We start from the raw sequence: 21,985 nt of genomic DNA, 5'->3' as shown, positions 1-21,985 counted from the left end.
AGTGGCAGGCACCCCCATTCCGGAAGACTGGTGGCCACTGTCCTGGATGCAGGGAGTCCGTCCTTTAGAGACCCTCGCACGTACGGGAGAACAGACACTAGCCGCCGGTGCCGCCCGCGGCTGTCGACGAATCCACTATGACCCAGCCACTTCCCGATGCAGATCTCTGGCAGGTGCTGAGCTGTGAACGCCGCCGCCTCGCGCTTGAGTATCTCTATGACGCCGCGGCGCCCACGACGCTGACGGCGCTCGCCGATTCCGTCGCCGCCGTCGAGACGGGGACGATGCCGGCGCCGCGGGCCCGCCGCGAGAGCGTCTCAACGTCGCTTCGCCAGACCCATCTCCCGACGCTGGAGCGTCACGGGCTCGTCCGCCGGGAGCGTGATGTCTATCGGACGACGGCAGCTGCCAAGCCCGTGGTTCGGCATCTCCGGGGCGCGGGTCCACTGGGCGTCTCGTGGCTCGAACTCTACCGTGGCGTCGGCATTGCCGGGCTCTGTGGCGTCGTCGGCTCGCTGGCCGAGCTTCCCATGCTGGGCGGTGTCGACCCACTGGTGCCGGCGGTGATCGCACTCGGCGCATACGCTGGCAGCTCTGCGTACCACTCCTGGACACTCCGTCCACGGCTCGCGAGCGCGTGGACGCCTGACGCGAGCGAGGAGCGCTGGCAGCCGGTAGAGAGCTGAGCGGGCGCCCGGGGATTCTCTTCTTCCAACCTCAAAAACGTCCGAGCGACTCAGGCGGTTTCGTCGACGACGGCCGCTTCCTGACCGACCATCGCAGCATCGACCTCGAAGAGCCGGGCGCCACAGCCCTCGCAGGTGGCCGCAAGTACCTCGTAGGCCCGGCAGCAGGACTCGGCTGTCTCCGTGCCCAGCATCACGTCGCCGTTACAGGCGGGACAGCGCGGGAGCGCCAGCCGGAACGCCCCCAGGAGCGCGCCGTGGGTGTCCGCGGGGAGGGCACGCCAGCCACCGACCCGGCGGCTGAACAGATCGTGTGCCGCGAGCTCCGTGGCGAGTGCCACTCGCGACTCCCACCGACCGGCGGGCTGGCGCCCGACCCGTGCCGCGTAGCCGACACCGTCGGGATAGACGGTCACGTCATCGGGGTCGAGCCCTACCGTATCCGCGAGCGTGGCCGCGAGGACGTCGTCACTGGTGAATCGGTCCACTCGTGTGGCGATCTCGTCGAATACGGCGGGCGGGACCGCGATGTCGCCGTCGATATCGACGACTGCGCCGGCGCTCCGGAGGTAGGCCTCGGGGTCGATGCCGCCCAGCGAGTCCGTCATCGGTGCCTTGTCGAACCACGCGAGGACGCGGTCCGGCAGGTAGCGCTTGGTAAGTTCGGGTGTCCCAGGAACGGCGTAGCCCCAGAGGTAGGTGGTTGTCAGCCCCGCTATGGCGACGGCGACGCCCAATGGGGGTGACACTGTGGCCACCCCAAGTGCGGCGACGGCTGTGAGACCAACGTTCACCACGGTACAGGGCACACACCGGTTTAGGCCGGTGTAAGCGGGATTGCGAACGCGTGCTAGCCAGTCGAAGCCGGGCGTGCGGGCCGGTCGTTGCGTGAATCGTACCATGGCTGGTGTAGGCGCCCGACGAGAATAAACATGAACTGACGACTAGTCTCGGATTACCGGTACGGTAGGTAATACGCTGAGACAGGCACATCATACCGTACGACTGCGGTGCCTTACTTACCCCTCCGGCTGTCCGACTGTGAAGCACACCCGTTAGATTGCCATAATTGACTCTTACTTCATGTTTATATCACCTGCCTGTGTCTCTCTTGTATGGGTCGAAGTAGGCACCTCACAACGACGTGGTGATGAAGACATGCAACACCTACTAACGAAAACGGGGGAACATTCCGACGAACAAAATGACGCTTACGATGGCGACCACACAGGTCGCGATATCGCATTTACGATACTGAGTAGTCGTCGCCGTCGCAACATCATCCACGCGCTCTGTCGTGACGAGGCGTCAACCGTCTCGGAGCTGGCGCGTCAGCTCGCCGCCTGGGAGACTGGGAAATCCCTGGAAGCGATCAGCTCAAAGGAACGAAAGCGCACCTACACGGCGCTCAGACAGACCCATCTGCCGAAGCTCGCCCGCCACGGGGTCGTCGACTACGATGTGAATCGTGGAACCGTCTCGCTTACGGAGCGTGGCCGCGAGCTTCGCCCCTACCTCCGGGTGCCCAAAGGCCCGGCTGTTTTGGAGTACCAGGTGGCGTTCACGGCGGTCCTCGCCTCGGCGGTCGTGAGCCTGCTCTCGTGGGCGGGCGTGGCGCCGTTTACGCTGCTTTCGGGCTATCAGCTCGCCGCGGTCGTGACGGTGGCGTTCAGTCTGGTGACGCTGGGGACCTACCTCCGATCGCGTACCGAGAAGTTGGAACGTCGTGCCTTCCGGAGCGACACGGACGGAACCGCCGAGAACACCCTCTCTGCGGACGACTGAGCCGGTACGGACACCGTTCGGCCTATTTCGATCCCCGCCGTCGGCTACCGGTTTCGGTGGCAGGGACTGCGTTCTTAAGCTATCGCCCATCCTGCTGCGGGTATGGTTCTGATTCCACTGTTTGCCATGCCCGGCGGCCCGGAGATGATCGTCATCCTGCTAATCCTCGTCCTTCTGTTCGGCGCGAACAAGCTCCCGGAGCTTGCCCGCTCCAGCGGGCAGGCGATGGGTGAGTTCAAGCGGGGCCGCGAAGAGCTAGAGACCGATCTGCGAGACGCGGCGTCCGAGGAGGTGGAGATCGCGAACGACTGAATATCGAGCGTCGGAGCGGCTTTTTCTACTGTTTGTCCACTGCGAACCGCTGGTTACGACCAACCGTTGGCTGACGCCACCATGACTGCTCGTGGGTCGAGCCGAACGATGCAGATTATACACCCTCCAGCGGTGACGCCGACGGCGACCGTGAGCGGTCACTCCGCGTTCCCGCGGTGGGATGGGCCGACCGACGAGGCCTTCGAGCGGGCTAGTTGGCAGTTCCACGGCCCGCTTGAGCACCCGCTCGAAGAGATGGTCGCTAAGCCGGCGTGAATACCGAGCCCGCTCAGATGATGCCGCCGATGACGAGTAGTCCGACGACGAGCAGCAGCGTCGCGACCACGCTTCCCCCGGCCAGCCACTTGTTCTCCATCGCTTTCTCGTGGAGCGGCATCTCGGCGTACTCCTCGCGGAACGCCTCGAGGTTCTGGTCGTCGTAGAAGTACTTCGTCTTCAGCGCGAACCGCTCAGTGACTGCACAGCCCGTACAGACCGGCTCACCTTCCAGCCGCTCCGTTTTGATGTGGCTGGCGCAGGCGATTGCCCCGCAGTTCGGACAGTAGGTGTACGTCTCATCGACGCCGCTCGTGTCACAGTGAACGCACCGATGGATGCTATCCTCGGCGGTCACTCGTGACGGGCCTGCCGCGTAGTACTCGTAGGGGTAGGTGTACTCCTGGATGTCGGTCGTGTGCCGAACCTCGGGGAGGTACACTGGTTCGATTGACTGCACGGAGATGTCCGAGCGGTTCGGCTCGCAGGTCTTGTTGTACGTGACGTTGTTGTCGCCCGTGTAGGTCACCGTCGTTGTGTGGTGCTGCTGGAGCCGCTCGACGGCCCACTCCTTGTACTCCGTTTGGGTTTGTCCGAACCTACGCTCCTCGACGTCGTCGAACACCTCTCCGAACTGCTCGGTGTCGAGTTCAACCGTCGCGTGGAGATTCTCGGTGACCAGCGTCCCGACGTCCTCCTCGACGACCTGCGGCTGCCCGCGTTCGGCGTGGGCAACGAATCGCGTCCGGTCGTTGATCTGGTGGATGACGCCCACCGACGTCTCGAAGACGGCGTTCGTGTCCGCGGTGACCGCGACCACCGGGCGGAACGTCACCGATGAGTGGGGTTCTGGGAGGTCGGCGGCCTCGATGTTCTCAATGTCGCGGAACGCCTCCGTGACTGGCGCGTCGACGTCGGCGGCCGGGTCGTACGGGCGTAGGGTCTCGTCGCAGAGAATCTCGATGCGCCCGTTGTAGAGGTCGAGGCCGATCTCGTCGGCGATCCCCCGGAGGTCCTCGCCGTCGAGTAACTCGATTGGGTGTGGGTCGTCGTTCTGCTGGAGGCGGTCGGCGTACTCCTGAGCCGGGGTCGTGAACCGGCCGGTCGTGACGACCATTCCGCGTTTCGGGCCGTCGAAGTCGAACGTCGCGATCGCTGAGTGAAGCTTCTGGACGACCGGCCGCCCGACTGTCCCCGTGTGCTTGCACTCGACGATGATCGCACGCCGGGTGCCGTCGACGACCTCCTCCATGATGACGTCGCGACCCTCGTCAGCCGTGCGGTCGGCCTGGCGGACGTTCTCGTATCCGAGGTTCCGGAACACGTCCTCCATCACGTCCTCGAACTCGAACCCCGAGAGATCGTCCAGTACAGCCATGTGGGAATGTCTAGGTCGTTTCTTTCGAACAATAAATACGTTCCCGAATGCAGTTTAGGCCTGGTTTTTCGCGCTGTCAATGGGTGGTAGCGTCCAATATGGGTACATCATCAACCACCACTGGGGATGAACTCTCCCCCGAGAAACGTCTCGAATCGTCGAACAAACGCTTGATCAAGGCCGGAATTGCGACGATCGCAGATATGGACACACTTCGAGCGTGTGTGGCCTACGAGAATACCCAGCAAAACCGGCCACAGATACTGCGCCGACTCAAGTGGAAAGCGGAAGAGCTGCGGGAGGAAAAGTAGGGAAAGGTCTTAACCAACGCCCGGGCAGAAGCCCGTTCATTTGCCGAAATCGAGGTCAGTATCTTTTGCACACTTATTGTCTATTAGTAATAATAAGAAAGATTGAATATTCACCGAGGTGAGGTGTGGAACGTCATGTCTGAGAAGATGGCAAACTACGTTGCATCGCACCCGAAACTCGCTGGCGTCCTCTTCATGATCTGTGTCCTCCTCACCCAGATGGGATCGGTTGCAGCGGCAGGAAACTCATACGTTGGTCCGTAGCGCATCTTGTCAGGCCCAGATTGAATCCTTAGTTGTCGTCAGATCCAGTAGCCCACGTTCTTGAAGCAGCAGTCCTTCCGATGTCTGAGATCGGTTTCTCCGCTTCCATTGCCAACGTATCTAGAACCCCCATGTTTTCCGAAAGGTCAGGACTCCAACGGAGGGATACTACTGAACTACTTCGCTCATTGTGAAACTGGACAGGGACATTAACATCTCCTAGAAGAGTTTCAAGCGTTTCCCTCTGGAGTTCATAATTTCCAACCTCGCCACCAGCTAAGTAGTGTAGACCCTCTTGCTCTGGGTCAGGCCGATATAGTGTCCCCAAGTGTCTCGACCGGGTAGGGAAGGTAAATACTGAAAGAAGGTCCCGGTCATTTCGACGAGGATGAATAACAAACATGACGGGTGTCCTAGATTCCGAGATTCCGATTTCTGTCGTCCCATCACCGAGTACTGTGTAATCTCGACCGACGAGCGCATCGTCTTGAACGACCGAGAGTGCACCGTCGAGTGGCCATCCTGCATTCAGCAGTTTAGCGATATTCCGGCCGACATCAGTTGCAAGACTGTTGCCGATGTCGTCCAAGGTCACCAACCCACCAAAAGCCCCTTTCTCAACAAGCTTTGACCCCTGCTTGAAGGAGCGACAACCATTAAGCACGAACGTCGTCGCCCCGACAGTATCCAGCGTTCCCGTATCGAGATACCCATCAGCACACTGCAGTCCTCGAGTATCGACGTGGCCGATGTAGTGAACGAGGTTACTATCTTGCTCGAATATGTCTCTGAGCTCATCGACGGTTAGATTCTCCCGTACCTCACCGTTTATTCGGAGTAAATCTGAGCCCGTGTAGATATCTTCGACCTCTGTCTCTTCGTTCATTTCGCTATCGTTGCAAACGATGATCACCCCAATCTCCGGGTTGTCAGCGTCATCAAGAGAAAGTTGACGCTTGAGTGCCTGGGGGCTCGTTTTATTTGCCCCGACAGGGATCCCGTCCCCGAGATAGCTATGAAGGACAGTATCGGCGTCCCGGATATTGAATAAGTCGTCCTGCGGAACAGACGAAGATCGCGTGGGCGAAGAATCTACCCCTCGTGAAAGGGAGATCTCAGATCGAACAAAGTCTGCCTGGTGAGCTGTCTCAGCAGTAGCCAGAGCGGCCTGGCCCCGAACGAACGATTCCATCGTCTCCGAGGGGTCCTTTTTGTCAGGGTTGTATTCCGATAGGGGCGTCGAATTCGGTACTGGTCTCTCACCAGGCTCGTAGCAGCGGATGATGGCGAGTTCGTTCACGAGATACGGGAGGCAATCCGCGTAGGCAGGGTCTGCAGGCATATCGATAGTCAACCGCCACTCCGGCCGTATGGGCTCGAGTTGCTCCATCGGGACCGAGAGGTAGGTTTCGACACGCTCAGCAACCGGTTGATCATATAGGTGACCGAACTCAAGCCCGATATCGAGCACATCCTCCACGAATTCCCGTGCGGCGAGTCGGACGGGAAAGATACCCTCCGTTCGCGTGATACAGTCGAGGAGGAAGCAGTGCTGGAGCACGTCTGCGACGACGTCGGAAAACGATTCATCTGCTTCGGGCGTAAGCGAGTACTCGAACCCATCCTCCGTAACGAGGCGAGGGGACTCACTCGGCCGCAGGTCTGCACCGAGGAAGTACGCCAGCGACGCGACCGTAAATATCGAACTACATGTTGGCGGCATCTCGATTGTGATTCCGGTCTCTGGACGTCGAGACCCACCAGGGATATCGAGTGACTCTCCGACCTCGACAGCGGGTGGGTGGCCACGGAGAGTGGGATACGTTCGTTCCGGGGAGGTCCCCTTTAGCGCGGCACTGAACTCGGAAACCGTTCGCATCAAGTCTGCAGGATCGTCGGTCGTTGTGAGGGTTCGGCCCGGCTGCTTGTGGAGTGAGCGTGCGCCGAGAGCGAGTGACGAGTCGACGAACGTGAGCTCTGTACCGCTATCCGTTCTGGTGATCGAGACGGGACCAGTGCCTGCGACGTAGAACTTGATCGGCGTCGACGTCAACTCGAGGATACACAGTCCCAGTTGGGAGATATCGGCGTCCGCTGCGTCTTCAACAGTCCGGAGGTGCGTTCCCTCGGGATCTCGAACGACGATGTCGAACTGCTCGGGAATCGTCAATTGTGACGTTTCGACGTCGATGGTCGTGTCCACTGGAGCGTACCAGTTCGTCTGCGACGGCGGAACCGTCGTTGGAGAGACTGACTCAGTCGTGAGAAAGACGTACCGAGCGTTCTCGATCGGGTCGAAGACTTCAACTCCCGCTGGTGACTCTATCGGGGCGATCTGCAATCCTGCCGGGTTGTCGGTCTCCCCCTTTGAGTACATTAGTCGTCGGTCATGTCGAACCAATTGATTGGCGTTTCCGCACCGTCCACGTTATCGTATGGGGTATGCCACGTCACGTATACTACTACCGACGGTTGCGACCTCCAATCGGGCGTTGACAACCGTACTGAGTCGTCGGACCAACTGTGCGGCATCCGCCTTCGGATAGTGGAGATGGCACATCCCACGGTTTCCACGAGCGATGGATGCCAGCGAGTCCGCAAACGCCTCAACGTCATCGGCTGCAAACCGTTTCTCCAACGAGAGGAGCGAACTGCACCCGATTCGGAGTTCAGCTGGGGCAGGATTGACGGCAGTGTCGAGAAGATCGTCGACTTGACGCTCAACAGTATTACTACCTCATCAAGTCCCGTGGCAGGCGACCTATCCAAGCTATCTATACCTTCGGCGGCCAGGTCCATCGCTGCAGTGGACGATCCGCCTCCGTCGCATCGAGTACGGAACACCTCGCAGATGTCTCCTCTACCTCAATTGGAAGGAATTGATGGGGATTCAGGGCCTGTTCCGTTTGGACAAGGACTCGTTTCCGACGTGGCTCGTCTGCATTGAGTTCCCCCTCAGTGACACCGAATAACTGTCTTGAAACTGCAGCCCGCGTCTCTGGGTCAAGGTCGCCGGTAACGAGGAGTGTGCAGCCGGCAGACTTCAACCCCGAAAGGAAGTTACTTAGATTTGGAGGCGGTTGCATACCCGGTACTCGTTGCAATTGGCCCGACATCTTAGATATTCAGTAATTTACTACCACACTATATAAATCTCAGGAGAACCGGTAATTATCGATACCCCACCTGCGTTCAGATTGCTATGGAAACCCCATATGACGTGCGAGTGGTTTTTGTGTGCCCTGAAGGGGGGTGCGGCGCGTCCTGAACTGAAAGACACGCCGTAAACTCGGTTTTGGTGATTTTGATGGCGACAACTAGCGATACGTCGGTCTCCTTCGGGTACATTAGCGAGCGTTTCGTGACGGTGCATACCCGGTAGTCGTCAGCCACGCCAATACTGCCTTCGACGGTTCGGCGTCCGTGTCGCTCTCGATCCGCTCTGTCCGACCCGCGGTCCCGATACCCTTCCTCATTACCGGTCGACACCGACGGCTCGGACCGGCCGCCGTCGCTGCCGAGCGCGATGGGCAGGGCCCGGAGTTTGAACCACTCGGGCACGCTGGCGAGGTACGCGAGGTTCTCGAACACAAGCACGCCCTCGCCCAGAGATGCGTTGTGGGTGCCGAAGGGGCCGCGGTAGCCCGCCGCTGGCGGAGCCGGATCGGTGGTTGAACCTGTCGACGGCGACCGCTAGACCCCGCTCTGTACGGCATTCGTCAGCCGCGGCCGAGAGGTAGCGGTCGGTCCTCCAATTCTGGTCCCAACCGGTGCGAAAGACGACGCAGTCTGCGCCGGCGCGGACTTTGGACTCTGCGGGGACGCCGTCGGGTCCCGGCACGCGATCCACTGGGGGATCCTACGCGGCGGGATCGGTGCAGTCGACGACGACCACGTCGCAGACGAACGCCGAGACTGGGTATTCGTCGGGTGTCGGGGCGTCCCGCTCGGTGTGTGAGGATGCGTCGACGTGCATTCCGGCGTGGCTGCCGCAAGCGAGTTCGCTCACTCGGCCACGAACGTGTCTGTGCCTGAACGGTGACTTGAGAGTCGCTCGGGTGGACGGGAATTCCCGACTCAACAGGGTGGCTGAGGTCGTTTACAGTGGGCTGTTGATGACCAAGGAGAAAGATCCGGGGGTGGCGAACAGCACGCGGCGCCAGCGTCGCGGGTGCTACTCGGTGGCGGGGTCGTGGTCTTCGAACCACTCGGTGAGTTCGGTCAGCCGGTGGACTGCGCGGTCGGGTTCGCCGATGTTGTGGTGCTCGTCCTCGTAGACGACCAACTTCGAGTCGACGCCCTGTTTCGCGACGCTGACGTAGAGCTGTTCCGACTGGGTCGGCGGGCAGCGCCAGTCCTGACCGCCGGCGGTGACGAGCAGCGGGGCGTCGATCTCACCGACGTCGGTGATCGAGGAGATCCCGCGGTAGGTCTCCTCTTCATCCCAGGGCAGGCCGAAGTCCCGCTGCATGCGATTGTGGGAGTCGCCGGTGCCAAAGTAGGCGTAGCGGTCGTAGATGCCGTGTTCGGCGGCACCGGCAGCCGCCACGTCGGACTGCGAGAGCACGTAGGCGGTCTGTGCGCCACCGTAGGAGAACCCGGTGACGAACACACGGTCCGGGTTGATCCAGCCCTCGTCAACGACGTAGTCGATGCCCGCGATCACGTCCGCGGGCTCCCAGTGCCCCCAGTCGCCCTCGATCGCGCGGCTGAACTCGCCGCCGTAGGAGGCGCTGCCGCGGTAGTTCACGCGCAGCAGCGCGTAGCCCCGGTCAGTCCAGAACGTGTAGTCGTAGTTGAACCCCGGCCGATCGTAGGAGATCGGTCCGCCGTGGATGGTGGTGATCAGCGGCACGTTGCCGTCCTCGGGATCGTGTCCCGGCGGGAAGTAGACGAGCCCCTCGATGGGCTGCCCGTCGCTCTCGAACTCGACCCAACGGGTTTCGGGCTCGTCGTAGTCTTCGAGCAGGTCGCCGTTGAGGTCGGTTAGGCGCTCGGGGTCGGTCTCGCCATCGTCGATCGCCTCGACTGCGAGGCTGTGGGCGTTCGGGCTTTCGTGGGGGCCGCTGATGTGCATCGCGACCGTGCCGCCGTTCACGGCTATCGACGCAAGGTCCTCAAGGGCGCCCTGTCGCTCGTAGACGCGTTCCGGATCGTCCTCGTGGGCGTTAAACCGGACTAACCGGGTTTGCCCCTCGTCACCGATCAGCCCCAACAGGGTATCGTCGTCGGTCCAGTCGAATGCGCCGCCGCGGCTGAGCGGGCGGTCGATCGAGGCCGAGACCGCCCAGAATTCGTCGGCCTCGATGTCGGCGACGTGCAGCTTCGTCGGGTCGTAGGCGTTGTCCTTGTCGCTGCCCGGGAACGCGAGGTGGCGACCGGTCGGCCCCCACGTCCCGCCGTCGACCGCGAGACTGCTGTCCGTGACCTTCTCCAGCCCGGTCCCGTCGGGGCGGATCGTGTAGAGGTCGGAGTAGGTGACGTCGTCGGGCCGCTCGGCCCGCGTCGAGAGGAACGCGATGCGGTCGCCGTCGGGCGACCACGCGGGCGAGAGTCCGGTAGCCGGCTCGCGCGCGCCGCCGCCGTAGGCCTCGTCGATCCGGGTCGCTTCTCGGGAGTCGACGTCAACAACGAACAGGTAGGAGGTCACGTCGTCGAGCCAGCCCTGTCCGTCGTACTTGTGTTGGAGGCGGGTCACCTCGACCGGGCCGTCCTCCTCGCGCTGGTCGAGGTAGGCCTGTTGTTCCTCGGTCGGGTCGCGTGCGGTCACGACGACGCGCTCGCCCTCGGGGCCCCAGTCGAACTCGCGGGCACCCTCGTCGAACATGGTGACCTGCCGGGCGTCGCCGCCGCGCTCGATGTCGAACGACCAGAGCTGTGTCTCGGGACTCTCCTCCTCCTCTTCTTCCTCGTCGGGGTCGTCGTTGGCGGCACGGAGCGCGGCGTCCTCCTCGCGGGTCGCAAGGACGGCGAGCTTTCCGCCGTCGGGCGACCACTGCGGGGCGCTCACCGTCGAGGCACGACTCAGTCGGTGGGGGTCGCGGCTCCCGTCACTCGGGACGACGAACAGCGAGGAGAGCCGCTCGTTCGCGCGCGCGTCGAACTCACTGGTCACGTAGGCGATCCGGTCGCCGTCCGGCGAGACCGCGAGGTCGGTCAGCCCGGTCACCCGATACTGGTCGTCCAGTCGTCTGTGGCTGTCTGACATGGTCCCTGATTGATTCGGGGCTACTTAGTCCCGACGACGGCCCTACCATCGTACCACATATTCGACACAAGGTCGAGACAAATTTTCTACAGTTCGTGTTGTGCCTTCCCACAGATATATACACATGGGGAAGTTGCCTGTTGGTATGCCAACGTGGTACAAAGGCGAAGAAGGCGAGACGAGGCGCGGGTTCCTGAAGGCGACCGGCGGCGCAGCGACGGCAGTCGCGCTCGCCGGCTGTGGTGGTGGCGGCACCGACACGCCGACGGAGTCGGACGGCGGTGGCGGCGGCTCGGATGACACTGAGACCGAGAGCGATACCGACGGCGACGGTGGTGGTGGGGCGAACGAGCTGAACCTCATCAACGGGACCATGGACTCGATGGACCCCGTCGAGTACACGCTGGCCAACGCCGGCGAGATGGTCGCCCAGATGTACGACGCGCCGATCTACAACCCCGAGGGGACCCTCGCGATCGAGTCACTAGTCGCGACCGACTGGAGCGTCTCCGACGACGGGACGGTGTACACGTTCGACCTCAAGGAGGGCGTCAGCTATCACGGCGACTGGGGCGAAGTGACGGCACAGGACTTCGTCTACTCGTGGGAGCGCCTCGCAGCTTCCGATAACTCCCGGCGCACGTACGTGATCCTCAGCGACCTCGGAGTCGCACACGAGACCACCGAGAACGACGAGGGCAACGAGGTGTACGAGCCCGGGACGATGGGCGTCGAGGCCGTCGACGACTACACCCTCGAGGTGACACTCGAAGAGCCGTACTTCGACGCGCTCGGCGTCATCTCCTCGGACCGATTCGCCTCGATCCCGGAGGGGATCATCGGCGACATCGAGGGGTACGACGGGGAGGTCGAACACGCCGAGTTCGCCAGCTCCGCACCCGTTGGCTCTGGACCCTTCCAGTTCGAGATGTGGGAGTCCGACCAGCAGGCGTCGGTGACGGCGTTCGACGACTACCACGGCGAGGGCCCGATGGTGGATCGGGTCCACTGGCAGATCATGGAGGACTCCAACGCCATCTACAACTACGGGATGAACCAGAACGTCGACGCGTTCGTCATCCCCACCTCCCAGTACGACCGCAACCTGGTCGAAGTCGAGAACACCGATGACAGGGGGCGTATGACGGGGACGTACGGCCCGGTCCGGAACGGCGAGACGATGCAGTACAACGCCGCTCCGGGGCTCGGTGCCAACTTCATCGGCTTCAACTGCCTGAACGTGATCAAGCCGGCCCGCATCGCGACGGCGAAGGTGATGAACCACGAACTCATCGCCAACAGCGTCTACAAGGGCCGCGACGTGCCGGGCTACCACATGACGCCGCCGGCGGCGTTCCCCGGCGGCCCCGACGGCTACGACGAACACGCCGCGAACTACCCCCACGGCTACGAGGAGACGCAGATCCAGCAGGCACGGAGCATAATGGAAGAGGCGGGCTACAGCGACGACGATCCCTACGAGTTCTCCTTCACCATCACGGCCTCGGCCACCTCCGAGCAGTTGGCCCAGCAGATCCGTGACAAGCTCGCCTCGGCCCACATCTCGATGGAGATCACCACGGCACCGTTCGCGACCATGATCGACCGCCGCAAGCAGGGGCAGCTCGACGCCTTCCTCAGTGGTTGGGGGATGGGCCGCAACGACCCGTCGAGCATCCTCGCGCTGCTGTACCCACCCAACACCGACCTCCAGAACTCGGGGTCGGTCATCGAGGTCAACTGGGTCGACCGCGGGAATGGCACCGGCGCCAACAGTCAAGCCGCCGAGGCGTGGGAGGTCATCAACAACCACCCGCGTGACACCGAGGAGCACGCACAGGAGCGGGCCGACGCCTACATCCAGATGGAGGAGGCGATGTGGGAGGACGTGCCGTTCATCGCCTTCGGCCACGACACGTACCAACGGTTCACCTACCAGTGGGCGGACATCCCGCCGTTCGGCCCGACCGGTTCACAGCGCTACAACACCGTCGAGATCGACACCGACGCCAAGCCGTCGTAGCGTGTCCCCCGCGGTTCGTTTCGTCCCGCCCGCCAGACAGCCCCCCTCGAGAAACCGCTATCCCTACACATGACTCGTTGGAGATACTTTGCGAGACGCCTCGTGCTTTCAATACCCATCCTGATATTCGGGACTACCGCGACGTTCTGGATCATCAGGGCGGGCCCTATCGACCCGGCGGCCGCCATCATCGGCCCGGACGGTGACCAGCAGGCCTACCAGCGGATTCGGGACCAATTGGGTCTCGATGAACCTCTCTGGCAGCAGTACATCGACTACATGGTGGGGATGTTCACCGGCGACTTCGGCCAGTCGTGGGTACTCAACCCCGACACGTCGACGATCGTGCTGCTCCAGCAGTACGCCCCGCGGACCATGTGGCTCGGCTTCTGGTCGGTGCTAATCGCCCTGTTCATCGGCATCCCGCTGGGGTTCTACGCCGGACTAAACCCGAACTCTTGGAGCGACTACGTGGCCTCCTTCGGCGGCATCGTCTGGCGGGCGATGCCGAACTTCTGGCTGGCCGTGATCCTGGTCAGCCTGCTCTCGCAGTCCCAGCAACTGTTCGGATTCAGCTGGCAGGAGTGGATCGTCAACGTGAACGTAGTCACGGCGCCGCCGTTGGACAACCTCGGCGACCCACAGGAACTCCTGCGGGCGATCAAGTGGACACTGCCGGCGGCGATCGTGCTCGGTTCGTCGTCGATGGGAAACGAGATGCGCATCGGCCGCACGGCCGTGCTCGAAACGAAGAACTCGAACTACGTCGAGGCCGCCAAGGCCCGGGGTATCCCGGGCCGGAGCCTGGTCTGGAAACACGTGTTCCGGAACGCGCTGGTGCCGCTGGTCCCGATCATCACCGGTGAGGCGTTCCTGCTAATCGGCGGTAGCGTGCTCGTCGAGACGGTGTTCGCGATCAACGGGCTGGGCTACCTCTTCTTTGACGCAACCATCAACGGCGACCTGCCGCTGGTCGGGACGCTCATGTTCGTGTTCATCCTACTCATCGTGATTATCAACATCGTCCAAGACCTCATGTACACGCTCATCGATCCCCGTGTCGGCTACGAAGGAGGTGACTCCTGATGGCTACCACCGTTGAGACGACCTTCCGCGAACGGCTCACCCGCCAGCCGGGTCCCGCGACCAAGTGGCTCGGCGTGTTGCTGGTGCTCGTCGCACTCCAGTTCGGCGCGGTGATGCAGACGATCATGAGCACTGTCCCGTGGGGGACGATCGGCGGCGCGCTCCCAGCGACGGCGCCGTGGGCGGCACTCGCCGGCGTCGGCGACGCGCTCGCCGACCTGCCAACGCTGCTCGCCCGCGACGTGATCCCGAACCAGGGTTACCAGGTGCCCGGCGAGGGGTGGCAGGGAACGTTCATGGGGCTCTCCCCCGCGGCGGCGTGGGGGATCCGTGTGTCGCTCGTCTACCTCTACTCTTTCGGCTTCGTCGGCTGGCTGGGCTACGGCTACCTGGTGTTCCGTCGCCACTACCGCGCGGCGGACTGGACGCCGTACGACGACATGCTGGGTCGCCTCGACGGCCACCGCTGGGGTCAGTTCGGGCTCGTCGTCGTATTGATGTTTATCGTCATGGCGCTGTTCGCGCCGACGCTCGGGCCGACCACGGTCCAGAGCAACATCGCCGAGCCGTTCAGCCACGAGCTGCAGTACTTCGACGAGAACGCCGGTGAGGTGACGACAATCCTCGTCGGCGAGGCCAACCTCCAGTCGGTCTCGAAGGGGGGTGGCGGCCGCAACGTCGGCCCGATGCAGTACGACAGATACGACCGGTTCCACCCCTTCGGCACGCTACCCAGCGGAAAGGACTTGTTCACCTTCATGGTCGCCGGTGCGCGGGTGTCGCTGTTCATTGGCCTGCTGTACATCTCGCTGGCGGCCGGCCTCGCCGTCGTGTTGGCACTGGTGACAGCCTACTACAAGGGGCTCGCCGACCTTACGGTGGTGATCGCGGGCGACTCCGTGCAGGCACTGCCGCAGTTGCTGGTGCTCATCCTGCTCTCGTTCGTGTTGAGCGATACGTGGATCGCTGGCATATACAACGGCGGGCTGTTACTAGCACTGATCTTCGCCATCACCGGCTGGCCGTACCTCTGGCGCGCCGTGCGTGGGCCCGCACTCCAGGTGTCGAACGAGGAGTGGATCGACGCCGCCAAGAGCTTCGGGCAGCGGCCGGTGACTACGATGCGAAAGCATATGCTCCCCTACGTGGTGGGATACCTGCTGATCTACGCGTCGCTGAGCCTCGGCGGGGCGATCATCGGTGTGGCGGGGCTTTCCTTCCTCGGGCTGGGGGTCAACCCACCCACGCCCGAGTGGGGCCGCGCCGTCAGCGCCGGCCAGCCGTACGTGGCGACGGCGTCGTGGCACATCTCGCTGATCCCGGGCATCATGGTCGTCATCATCGTGACGGCGTTCAACGCCCTCGGCGACGGGATCCGTGACGCGGTCGACCCACAGAGCGAGGCCGGCAGCAACGAGGTCGCGGCTGGTGGGGGTGGCGCATGAGCGCCGAGGCCCCGCTGCTCGCCGTCGAGAACCTCCGGACGGAGTTCTACACCGACAAGGAGACCGTGCGAGCGGTCGACGACGTGAACTTCCGGATTGAGCGCGGCGAGACCCTGGGCATCGTCGGCGAGTCCGGCTCGGGCAAGTCCGTCACCGCGCGTTCGATCATGGGGCTGGTGGAGTCCCCCGGAAACGTGCTCCCGGAGAGTTCCATCCGGCTCGACGGCGAGGAGCTCACTGAGAAGAGCGAGTCGGAGTACCGCGGGATTCGCGGCTCCGAGGTCACGATGGTGTTCCAGGATCCGCTGACCAGCCTCAACCCCGTCTACACGGTGGGGAACCAGCTCAAGGAGACACTTCGACTCCACCGCGATCTCGACGGCCAGACGCTGACCGACACCGCGATCGGGCTGCTCGAGGACGTGGGGATCCCCGACGCCGCGCGGCGGATCTCCGAGTACCCCCACGAGTTCTCCGGCGGGATGCAACAGCGCGCCGTAATCGCGCTCGCGCTGGCATGTGACCCGGAGCTGTTGATCTGTGATGAGCCGACCACCGCGCTGGACGTGACGATCCAGGCACAGATCCTCGAACTGCTCGCAGAGATCCAGGTCGAACGCGACATCGGGATCATGTTCATTACCCACGATATGGGTGTGATCGCCGAGGTCGCCGACCGCGTCGCCGTGATGTACGCGGGGGAGATCGTCGAGAGCGCCCCGGTGCGGTCGCTCTATAGCGATCCGGCCCACCCCTACACGAACGGGCTCCTCGATAGCATCCCCGGCAACCAGCCCGGCGGCCGCGAACTCACAACGATCGAAGGCGAGGTACCGATCCCCAACGGCGCGGCGACCCACTGCCGGTTCGCCCCACGGTGTCCGAAGGCGTTCGAGGAGTGCTACGAACTGGCACCGGAGCCGCTGCCCACGACAGCGGGGAAGGACGACCACACCGCCGCCTGCCTGCTGTTCCCGGAAGATATGAAACGAGAAGATGCAGTCGACGAACATCGAGCCGCGAACACGGAGGGGACCGATGAGTGAAGCGACTTCGGCGTCGATGTTCGGCGACGACGTCGACGAGGGGGACGTGCTCGTCTCCCTGTGCGACCTAAAGACCTACTACGGCGAGGACTCGTTGCTCTCTGACGACCCAGTCAAGGCCGTCGACGGCGTGAGCTTCGACATCCACAAGGGTGAGACGCTAGGGCTGGTCGGGGAGTCCGGCTGTGGGAAGACCACGCTGGGCCGGACGCTCATCCAACTCGAAGACGCGACGGCGGGCGAGGTGCGGATCGGCGACACCGACGTCACCACGCTCACGGGTGACGACCTGCAGCGGTGGCGGCGGAACAGCCAGATGGTATTCCAAGACCCCGAGTCCAGCCTGAATGATCGGATGACCGTCGGCGCGATCATCCGCGAGCCGCTCGACGTCCACGACTGGAAGACCCCGCGGGAGCGTCGCGCCCGCGTCCGTGAACTGCTCGATACGGTCGGCCTCTCCGAGGAGCACTACTACCGGTACCCCCACCAGTTCTCGGGCGGGCAGCGCCAGCGTGTCGGGATCGCCCGCGCGCTCGCGCTGGAGCCGGAGTTCGTCGTCCTCGACGAGCCGGTCTCGGCGCTCGACGTGTCGGTGCAGGCCCAGATCCTGAACCTCCTGAACCGGCTGCAGGACGAGTTCGGGCTGACGTACCTGTTCATCGCCCACGACCTCAGCGTCGTCCGGCACATCTGTGACCGCGTCGCGGTGATGTACCTCGGCAACGTGATGGAGCTCGGGCCGACCGAGCGACTGTTCCAGCAGCCCCAGAACCCCTACACCCACGCGCTACTGTCGGCGATCCCCGAGCCCGACCCGACTGCCGACAGCGACCGGATCACGCTCACCGGCTCGCCGCCGAGCCCGCGGGACCCGCCCGCGGGTTGCCCGTTCGCCACCCGGTGTCCGATGAAGATCCGTCCGCCGGAGTACGACTCGGTCGACACCGAGGTGTGGGCCAGAGTCGAGATGCTCCGGGAGGTACTCCGGGAGCGGTCGAACGCCGACCGCTCCCTTACCGAACGGGCACGGGAGATACTGGGACTCAGTTCGCGGTTCAGCTCCGCCGACGAGGTCCACGACGAACTGTTCGCCGATGTGACGCTGCCGGCGGCCGTCGAGGACCACATAGAGGAGGCGATGGACCACGTGCGCAACGACAACGAGACACGGGCCCGGGCACAGCTCCGCGAGGCGTTCGGCAGCGTCTGTGACGAGGAGCGCCCCAAGAGCCACGTCGTCGACGACGAGAGCGGTACCAGCCGCTGTCACCGACACCGCGACGAGCACGACGAGCCGTCCCGCTCGCAGGTGGTGTCCGAGTGACGATGCACGCCGACGCCGGCGACGACGCCGACGCGCGGTTCGGGCTCTGGACGTTCCGGCTGCTCGATCTGACCGTCTACGTGGTCGTACTGGTCGCGGTCTGCTACGCGCCGCTAGCGGCGCTCGCTGTCGCCCTATCGGCACCGACACTGATCGTCAGCGGAGGGTTCGTGATCGGTTTCCTGATGTTCGGCTACGGGACCTTCCTGCTTTGGCCGAGCCCGCCGTGGGACGCCGAGGTCACCGAGGAGGGGGAACTCGAGGTCGAGTACAACACTGGTTCGGGGACGCTCGGGAGCCGCGAGGAGACGGCGCTGCAGCGCGCGTCGCAGCGACTCCCGCCGCTCAGCCGGACCCAGCGGCCAGCGACCGACCGGTTCTCCCGGGGGTTGAAGCTGTTCGTAGCTAGCCTCGCGGTTCTCGGGGTGTCCTACCTCACCGAGACCGCGGTGCTGTAGCCCGCCGTCGGGGGAGATAGCGTTATCCCTCTGCGGTGAAGCATCCACGACATGGTGCGACGAACCGAGGAAACGGAGGAACGCGTCGACAGTCGACCGAGCGATTCCGACAAGCAGGGCTGGATTGCCACCCTCGAAGAGCTGCACGCACTCGCCGAGGAGCGCCGGGCCGACGGTTGGACGGTGTTAACGACACAGGCCGGCGACACCGCACCCGTCCCGCCCGAGACCGGCGACACCGACCGGTTCGGTCTCGTCCACGTCGTCCCTGGCGACGACGCCGACGAGCTGACAGAGCTGCTGGCGGACGGGACGATCGACGAGTTCGAGGCTTACCGCCGGACGGTGAACGCGACCTGCTTCCTCATCACGGAGCTCCGGGACACGGAGCGCCGGGAGTGCGTACTCGTCGCCACCGCCTACGACCTCGGCGAGGCCGACGCGCTGGCCAGCCACGCCGCCGACGTGGGGCATATCTACACCCGGATTAGGCGACTTGACGGGACGCCGGTCGCCGAGATCCGCCACGAAGCCTACGAGAAGCTCTTGCCGGCCTCGACGACGGAGTAGCGGATCCGCCAGGGGGCGACATCCCTCGGACGGCAGTCGGCCGCTCCTCGAGCGGCACTCACCGGTTACCACTGTAAGCAGACGACAACGAGGAGACCGCCACGTCACGGAGGGCGAGCCGCTTCCCGACCTGGACACGGAAGCGACCGGCGACGCCGGCGACCTCGTCGAACAGCTAACTGCCGCCGCTGATGAGCTCGGCGTGACGGTACGGATCGTTCCAGCCGAGGAGTGGACCCACGGCGAGGCAAAGGGCATCTGCGAGCAGCTGAGCCTCGTCGACGTCCAGCCGCTCGTCGAGGTGCGTGATCGGGAGTACGAGGCCGACCTTGCGCGGACGCTGATTCACGAGTTCGCGCACGCCCTGCTCCACTTCGACGTCGACGACGACACCGAGCGGGCGAAACGCGAAGTCGAGGCCGAAGCCGTCGCGTACGTCGTTGGGCGGTACTGCGAACTCGACACTAGCGGGTCAGCGTTCTACCTCGCTGCGTGGGAGTCGGACGATCCCGAGATCGTTCGCGACCGCCTCGGGCGGATCAGTCGGACAGCAGAGGAGCTCATCGACGTTCTCGAGGACGAATCGTCGTCCTAACTCAGTTAACCAACAGAGGGATGGATTCCTTCCGCTTTGTTGGTTAAGTTTTTCTGCGCCCGCCGAGGGGCGGAGGCGCATTCAGACCTCCGTCGAATGATGACTGACCCCTATCTCACGACGGTCCTCGAGGAAGCCGAGCACGTTGCCGAGCAGCACAACCAGGTCGCTCGTACGACAGACAACCAAGCCCACGAGTACCTCCGATACGCCGTCCTCCGGGTGCTCGAAGGCGAGGCAGACCACCTCCCGGCAGACTGGACGTCGATCGACGGCGTGACCGTCGGCTACGGGAGCGACGAGGCGATGTACAATAGCTGGGGCTCCAGCGAAGACTGGTGGGAGACCGTGCCGCCGCAAGAAGGGTGTACCCGATTCCGGGTGTTCTTCCCGGACGACCACCAGACGGTTCCCCGCGCCATCGTCGACGTGATGGGCGCGCTCGGTGCCTGGCGCGTCTGGACTGGGAGCGCAGCGGCGTGTGGCTCCTACGACCATCGCGAGCGTCGCGAGGCCCACTACCTGTGGCCGGAGGGCCATCCGGTGGAGGAAGTACTTCACGAGCGGCTCAGTGGCCCTGCGGAAGCCATCGCTCCGGACGGTGGCCGAACGGGCGACGTTCGCGACCGACTGGTCATCGACGAGAACGCAGAGTCACAGGACGACCTCGAGCCCCGCACGAAGCGTGCCGTCGGTGAAGCGATGGACGTCTCGCTCCTTTCGAAAGGTGGCCGCTATGAGGTACAGTCCGCGTCCGGGAACCGATACGAAGTCGACGTCATCGACGAGTCGTGTACCTGTCCCGACTGGCAGCAGCGCCCACCCGAAGGCGGCTGCAAACACCTGCGTCGCGTCGATCACGAGATCAAACGGGGCCGCGTTCCCCGACCAGACGGCCGGCTCCCAGCGGACCCGAACTAAACCTGGTTAACCAACAGATCTCTCGAGACCGCGCTTTCGTTGGTTAACTCAGGCAGTATCGGTCGTCCTACCCGTTGTTACGGCAGCTCGCCAGTCACGTCAACGAGGTCCTCCTCGGTTCGCCAGCAATAGAGCCGTCCTTCCTGCTCAAATAGTTCGAAGACACCGTCTTGCATCCAGCCGAACGGGTGCTCCTCGTCCTCGTACTTCCGCTTGAGGACGTGACTTTTCGCGAAGAACTCCGTTGTGCCGACGAGCAATCCCTGTTCGACGAGGAAGTCACTTGGCTCCTTCTCGGCGACACCGACGAGATACGTCACGATATCGGCGATCAGGCAGAATTTCTGGATGCTGTTGTCCCATTCTCCACGGATATCGACCATTCTGAACGCGTATGCGTCGGTGCGACGGTTGAGACGGTCCACTACCAGGTTCAGCCGTCGGATCGGCTCCCGGTCGTAGTTTCCGAGGACGAAGTACGACTGGTCGTTCTCGTAGACCGGAGTCAACTCGCTCAAGGCGTGGAGGACCTCCTCGTTGTCGGCCAGCGTTATTTCCTCCTCGTCAAGCTGGTCTTTGGCACTTTTGAGAACGTCATCAGGAACGGGCGACTCCTCATCAGGCATACTGCGAGCTTCAGGTGAAGGCGGAGTAAGGTTTCTGGAGTAAATTACCTGCTCAACTAATTGCGGTTCACTGTAAAGTAATTTACTTCAGGGTAAACTACTTAGTGCCACGTCGTGTACAGTACGGTATGAGCACCGAACTTGGGACTGCTGAGGAGATGGAGCCACGCGAACTGATCCACTTCGTCACCCAGCAAACACGCTTCTCCCTCATCAATAACATCCTCCAGCACCCCAAGCAGCTGCCCTCGATGTACGAGCTCGAGGAGCTCAACCCCAGCGTGAGCGATGCCACTGTCTACAAGCACATCCAGAAGCTGATCGACGCCGGCATCGTCACGGAGGCCGCCCTAGATGACGACCAGCGCCGGCAGGGGTATCCCTGGAAGTTCTACGGGCTTACGGAGGAGGGTCGCGAGTTCCTGGAGGAGCACAATCTGCTCGCCGCCGAGGAGACGCTCCAGCAGATCTACGAGACCATCTCCGACAAGCCCGAGAAGATGGTCAAGTACGAGAACGCGCCGCGCCCAGGTGAGGAATAATCCACAGACCCAGTCATAACGGGTGAAATCGCTACTACGCGTCGATACAGCACAAGATAGGAGATTCAGCCAGTGACCTCCTCCTCGCCGTAAACGGCGAGGCTTCCCACGGCACCGCACCGCTGG

22 protein-coding genes and 2 pseudogenes are annotated in these 21,985 nt (G+C 63.2%); 15 read left to right on the top strand and 9 right to left on the bottom strand.

All coding sequences use genetic code 11. The features are described from left to right. Positions 1-137: 137 nt before the first annotated feature. On the top strand, positions 138-686 hold the full coding sequence (locus BMZ83_RS15130; RefSeq protein WP_143077015.1) for a DUF7344 domain-containing protein: 549 nt from the start codon (positions 138-140) through the stop codon (positions 684-686). A gap of 50 nt (positions 687-736) precedes the next feature. Here BMZ83_RS15130 and BMZ83_RS15125 read toward each other — a convergent pair whose 3' ends face one another. Next, positions 737-1,435, bottom strand: a complete 699-nt coding sequence (locus tag BMZ83_RS15125) for a hypothetical protein (protein ID WP_143077014.1) — start codon at positions 1,433-1,435, stop codon at positions 737-739. A 409-nt stretch (positions 1,436-1,844) separates the two neighbouring features. Here BMZ83_RS15125 and BMZ83_RS15120 point away from each other — a divergent pair, with 409 nt between their 5' ends. Both BMZ83_RS15120 and BMZ83_RS15115 read left to right on the top strand, forming a co-directional pair. Further along, complete coding sequence (locus BMZ83_RS15120) at positions 1,845-2,471, top strand: DUF7344 domain-containing protein (protein ID WP_074880570.1); 627 nt, start codon at positions 1,845-1,847, stop codon at positions 2,469-2,471. A 102-nt stretch (positions 2,472-2,573) separates the two neighbouring features. Then, positions 2,574-2,783, top strand: a complete 210-nt coding sequence (locus BMZ83_RS15115) for a twin-arginine translocase TatA/TatE family subunit (protein WP_074880567.1) — start codon at positions 2,574-2,576, stop codon at positions 2,781-2,783. Between the two features lie 289 nt (positions 2,784-3,072). Here the strand turns inward: BMZ83_RS15115 and BMZ83_RS15105 are convergent, their stop codons facing one another. Continuing rightward, positions 3,073-4,437 carry a restriction endonuclease gene (locus BMZ83_RS15105; RefSeq protein ID WP_074880560.1) on the bottom strand — a complete coding sequence of 455 codons (1,365 nt, stop codon included), beginning with the start codon at positions 4,435-4,437 and terminating at the stop codon, positions 3,073-3,075. 98 nt (positions 4,438-4,535) lie between these two features. On the opposite strand from BMZ83_RS15105, the gene BMZ83_RS17275 reads away from it, so the two are divergent. Further along, complete coding sequence (locus BMZ83_RS17275; RefSeq protein WP_074880557.1) at positions 4,536-4,748, top strand: hypothetical protein; 213 nt, start codon at positions 4,536-4,538, stop codon at positions 4,746-4,748. Between the two features lie 135 nt (positions 4,749-4,883). Continuing rightward, positions 4,884-5,012, top strand: a complete 129-nt coding sequence (locus BMZ83_RS17400; RefSeq protein ID WP_255458120.1) for a DUF7503 family protein — start codon at positions 4,884-4,886, stop codon at positions 5,010-5,012. 28 nt (positions 5,013-5,040) lie between these two features. Here the strand turns inward: BMZ83_RS17400 and BMZ83_RS17020 are convergent, their stop codons facing one another. From BMZ83_RS17020 to BMZ83_RS15085, 6 genes and pseudogenes are all read right to left on the bottom strand, one after another. Then, entirely contained in the window at positions 5,041-7,389 is a 2,349-nt protein-coding gene (locus BMZ83_RS17020; protein WP_074880554.1) for a hypothetical protein, read from the bottom strand. 51 nt (positions 7,390-7,440) lie between these two features. Continuing rightward, a pseudogene (locus tag BMZ83_RS17535) lies at positions 7,441-7,728 on the bottom strand (DUF7504 family protein); the annotation flags it as partial. Positions 7,729-7,786: 58 nt separating this feature from the next. Next, entirely contained in the window at positions 7,787-8,098 is a 312-nt protein-coding gene (locus tag BMZ83_RS17530) for a DUF7504 family protein (protein ID WP_449271651.1), read from the bottom strand. Between the two features lie 106 nt (positions 8,099-8,204). Continuing rightward, positions 8,205-8,603, bottom strand: coding sequence for a hypothetical protein (locus BMZ83_RS17135; RefSeq protein WP_206674362.1), 399 nt, complete (start codon positions 8,601-8,603; stop codon positions 8,205-8,207). A gap of 268 nt (positions 8,604-8,871) precedes the next feature. After that, positions 8,872-9,021 carry a cyclase family protein gene (locus BMZ83_RS17130; protein WP_206674361.1) on the bottom strand — a complete coding sequence of 50 codons (150 nt, stop codon included), beginning with the start codon at positions 9,019-9,021 and terminating at the stop codon, positions 8,872-8,874. A 165-nt stretch (positions 9,022-9,186) separates the two neighbouring features. Then, complete coding sequence (locus tag BMZ83_RS15085; RefSeq protein WP_074880551.1) at positions 9,187-11,220, bottom strand: S9 family peptidase; 2,034 nt, start codon at positions 11,218-11,220, stop codon at positions 9,187-9,189. A 145-nt stretch (positions 11,221-11,365) separates the two neighbouring features. On the opposite strand from BMZ83_RS15085, the gene BMZ83_RS15080 reads away from it, so the two are divergent. The 9 genes and pseudogenes from BMZ83_RS15080 to BMZ83_RS15040 all read left to right on the top strand — a co-directional run bounded on the left by BMZ83_RS15080 (position 11,366) and on the right by BMZ83_RS15040 (position 20,691). Further along, on the top strand, positions 11,366-13,243 hold the full coding sequence (locus tag BMZ83_RS15080) for an ABC transporter substrate-binding protein (protein WP_074880548.1): 1,878 nt from the start codon (positions 11,366-11,368) through the stop codon (positions 13,241-13,243). Positions 13,244-13,312: 69 nt separating this feature from the next. After that, positions 13,313-14,329, top strand: coding sequence for an ABC transporter permease (locus tag BMZ83_RS15075; protein WP_074880545.1), 1,017 nt, complete (start codon positions 13,313-13,315; stop codon positions 14,327-14,329). After that, positions 14,329-15,774 (top strand): ABC transporter permease, encoded by a 1,446-nt coding sequence (locus BMZ83_RS15070; RefSeq protein WP_074880543.1) that lies wholly within the window; start codon positions 14,329-14,331, stop codon positions 15,772-15,774. The genes BMZ83_RS15075 and BMZ83_RS15070 overlap by 1 nt, the downstream gene beginning before the upstream one ends. Continuing rightward, a complete protein-coding gene (locus BMZ83_RS15065; RefSeq protein ID WP_074880539.1) occupies positions 15,771-16,820 on the top strand; it encodes an ABC transporter ATP-binding protein in 1,050 nt (349 codons plus the stop codon). Before BMZ83_RS15070 ends, BMZ83_RS15065 begins: the two co-directional genes overlap by 4 nt. Continuing rightward, positions 16,813-18,147: an ABC transporter ATP-binding protein gene (locus tag BMZ83_RS15060; protein ID WP_074880536.1), complete on the top strand. Its 1,335-nt coding sequence runs from the start codon at positions 16,813-16,815 to the stop codon at positions 18,145-18,147. Before BMZ83_RS15065 ends, BMZ83_RS15060 begins: the two co-directional genes overlap by 8 nt. Before the next feature lie 2 nt (positions 18,148-18,149). Then, positions 18,150-18,605, top strand: a complete 456-nt coding sequence (locus tag BMZ83_RS15055; RefSeq protein ID WP_074880533.1) for a DUF7555 family protein — start codon at positions 18,150-18,152, stop codon at positions 18,603-18,605. A 51-nt stretch (positions 18,606-18,656) separates the two neighbouring features. Continuing rightward, on the top strand, positions 18,657-19,175 hold the full coding sequence (locus BMZ83_RS15050; RefSeq protein ID WP_079990222.1) for a DUF7529 family protein: 519 nt from the start codon (positions 18,657-18,659) through the stop codon (positions 19,173-19,175). 106 nt (positions 19,176-19,281) lie between these two features. Continuing rightward, positions 19,282-19,770: pseudogene (locus tag BMZ83_RS15045) on the top strand (DUF955 domain-containing protein); the annotation flags it as partial. 99 nt (positions 19,771-19,869) lie between these two features. Continuing rightward, positions 19,870-20,691, top strand: a complete 822-nt coding sequence (locus tag BMZ83_RS15040; RefSeq protein WP_074880594.1) for a hypothetical protein — start codon at positions 19,870-19,872, stop codon at positions 20,689-20,691. A 77-nt stretch (positions 20,692-20,768) separates the two neighbouring features. On the opposite strand, the gene BMZ83_RS15035 is transcribed toward BMZ83_RS15040, so the two are convergent. After that, positions 20,769-21,317, bottom strand: a complete 549-nt coding sequence (locus tag BMZ83_RS15035) for a hypothetical protein (protein ID WP_074880528.1) — start codon at positions 21,315-21,317, stop codon at positions 20,769-20,771. Positions 21,318-21,445: 128 nt separating this feature from the next. On the opposite strand from BMZ83_RS15035, the gene BMZ83_RS15030 reads away from it, so the two are divergent. Then, positions 21,446-21,859: a MarR family winged helix-turn-helix transcriptional regulator gene (locus BMZ83_RS15030; protein WP_074880526.1), complete on the top strand. Its 414-nt coding sequence runs from the start codon at positions 21,446-21,448 to the stop codon at positions 21,857-21,859. The last annotated feature ends 126 nt before the right edge of the window (positions 21,860-21,985 follow it).

The sequence above is a fragment of the Halolamina pelagica genome, from assembly GCF_900115675.1.
Lineage (GTDB): Archaea > Halobacteriota > Halobacteria > Halobacteriales > Haloferacaceae > Halolamina > Halolamina pelagica.
Note: the sequence above shows the minus strand (reverse complement) of the source record. Positions and strands in the feature narration are given on the sequence as shown.

What these genes read in the sequence shown, in the direction of transcription:
- BMZ83_RS17275 (WP_074880557.1), top strand. Translation starts at nt 4,536, where the DNA reads ATGGGTACATCATCAACCACCACTGGGGATGAACTCTCCCCCGAGAAA.
- BMZ83_RS17400 (WP_255458120.1), top strand. Translation starts at nt 4,884, where the DNA reads ATGTCTGAGAAGATGGCAAACTACGTTGCATCGCACCCGAAACTCGCT.
- BMZ83_RS15075 (WP_074880545.1), top strand. Translation starts at nt 13,313, where the DNA reads ATGACTCGTTGGAGATACTTTGCGAGACGCCTCGTGCTTTCAATACCC.
- BMZ83_RS15085 (WP_074880551.1), bottom strand. Translation starts at nt 11,220, where the DNA reads ATGTCAGACAGCCACAGACGACTGGACGACCAGTATCGGGTGACCGGG.
- BMZ83_RS15105 (WP_074880560.1), bottom strand. Translation starts at nt 4,437, where the DNA reads ATGGCTGTACTGGACGATCTCTCGGGGTTCGAGTTCGAGGACGTGATG.
- BMZ83_RS15115 (WP_074880567.1), top strand. Translation starts at nt 2,574, where the DNA reads ATGGTTCTGATTCCACTGTTTGCCATGCCCGGCGGCCCGGAGATGATC.
- BMZ83_RS15080 (WP_074880548.1), top strand. Translation starts at nt 11,366, where the DNA reads ATGCCAACGTGGTACAAAGGCGAAGAAGGCGAGACGAGGCGCGGGTTC.
- BMZ83_RS15120 (WP_074880570.1), top strand. Translation starts at nt 1,845, where the DNA reads ATGCAACACCTACTAACGAAAACGGGGGAACATTCCGACGAACAAAAT.
- BMZ83_RS15060 (WP_074880536.1), top strand. Translation starts at nt 16,813, where the DNA reads ATGAGTGAAGCGACTTCGGCGTCGATGTTCGGCGACGACGTCGACGAG.
- BMZ83_RS15030 (WP_074880526.1), top strand. Translation starts at nt 21,446, where the DNA reads ATGAGCACCGAACTTGGGACTGCTGAGGAGATGGAGCCACGCGAACTG.
- BMZ83_RS15035 (WP_074880528.1), bottom strand. Translation starts at nt 21,317, where the DNA reads ATGCCTGATGAGGAGTCGCCCGTTCCTGATGACGTTCTCAAAAGTGCC.
- BMZ83_RS15050 (WP_079990222.1), top strand. Translation starts at nt 18,657, where the DNA reads ATGGTGCGACGAACCGAGGAAACGGAGGAACGCGTCGACAGTCGACCG.
- BMZ83_RS15040 (WP_074880594.1), top strand. Translation starts at nt 19,870, where the DNA reads ATGACTGACCCCTATCTCACGACGGTCCTCGAGGAAGCCGAGCACGTT.
- BMZ83_RS15065 (WP_074880539.1), top strand. Translation starts at nt 15,771, where the DNA reads ATGAGCGCCGAGGCCCCGCTGCTCGCCGTCGAGAACCTCCGGACGGAG.
- BMZ83_RS15055 (WP_074880533.1), top strand. Translation starts at nt 18,150, where the DNA reads ATGCACGCCGACGCCGGCGACGACGCCGACGCGCGGTTCGGGCTCTGG.
- BMZ83_RS17020 (WP_074880554.1), bottom strand. Translation starts at nt 7,389, where the DNA reads ATGTACTCAAAGGGGGAGACCGACAACCCGGCAGGATTGCAGATCGCC.
- BMZ83_RS15070 (WP_074880543.1), top strand. Translation starts at nt 14,329, where the DNA reads ATGGCTACCACCGTTGAGACGACCTTCCGCGAACGGCTCACCCGCCAG.
- BMZ83_RS17530 (WP_449271651.1), bottom strand. Translation starts at nt 8,098, where the DNA reads ATGCAACCGCCTCCAAATCTAAGTAACTTCCTTTCGGGGTTGAAGTCT.
- BMZ83_RS15130 (WP_143077015.1), top strand. Translation starts at nt 138, where the DNA reads ATGACCCAGCCACTTCCCGATGCAGATCTCTGGCAGGTGCTGAGCTGT.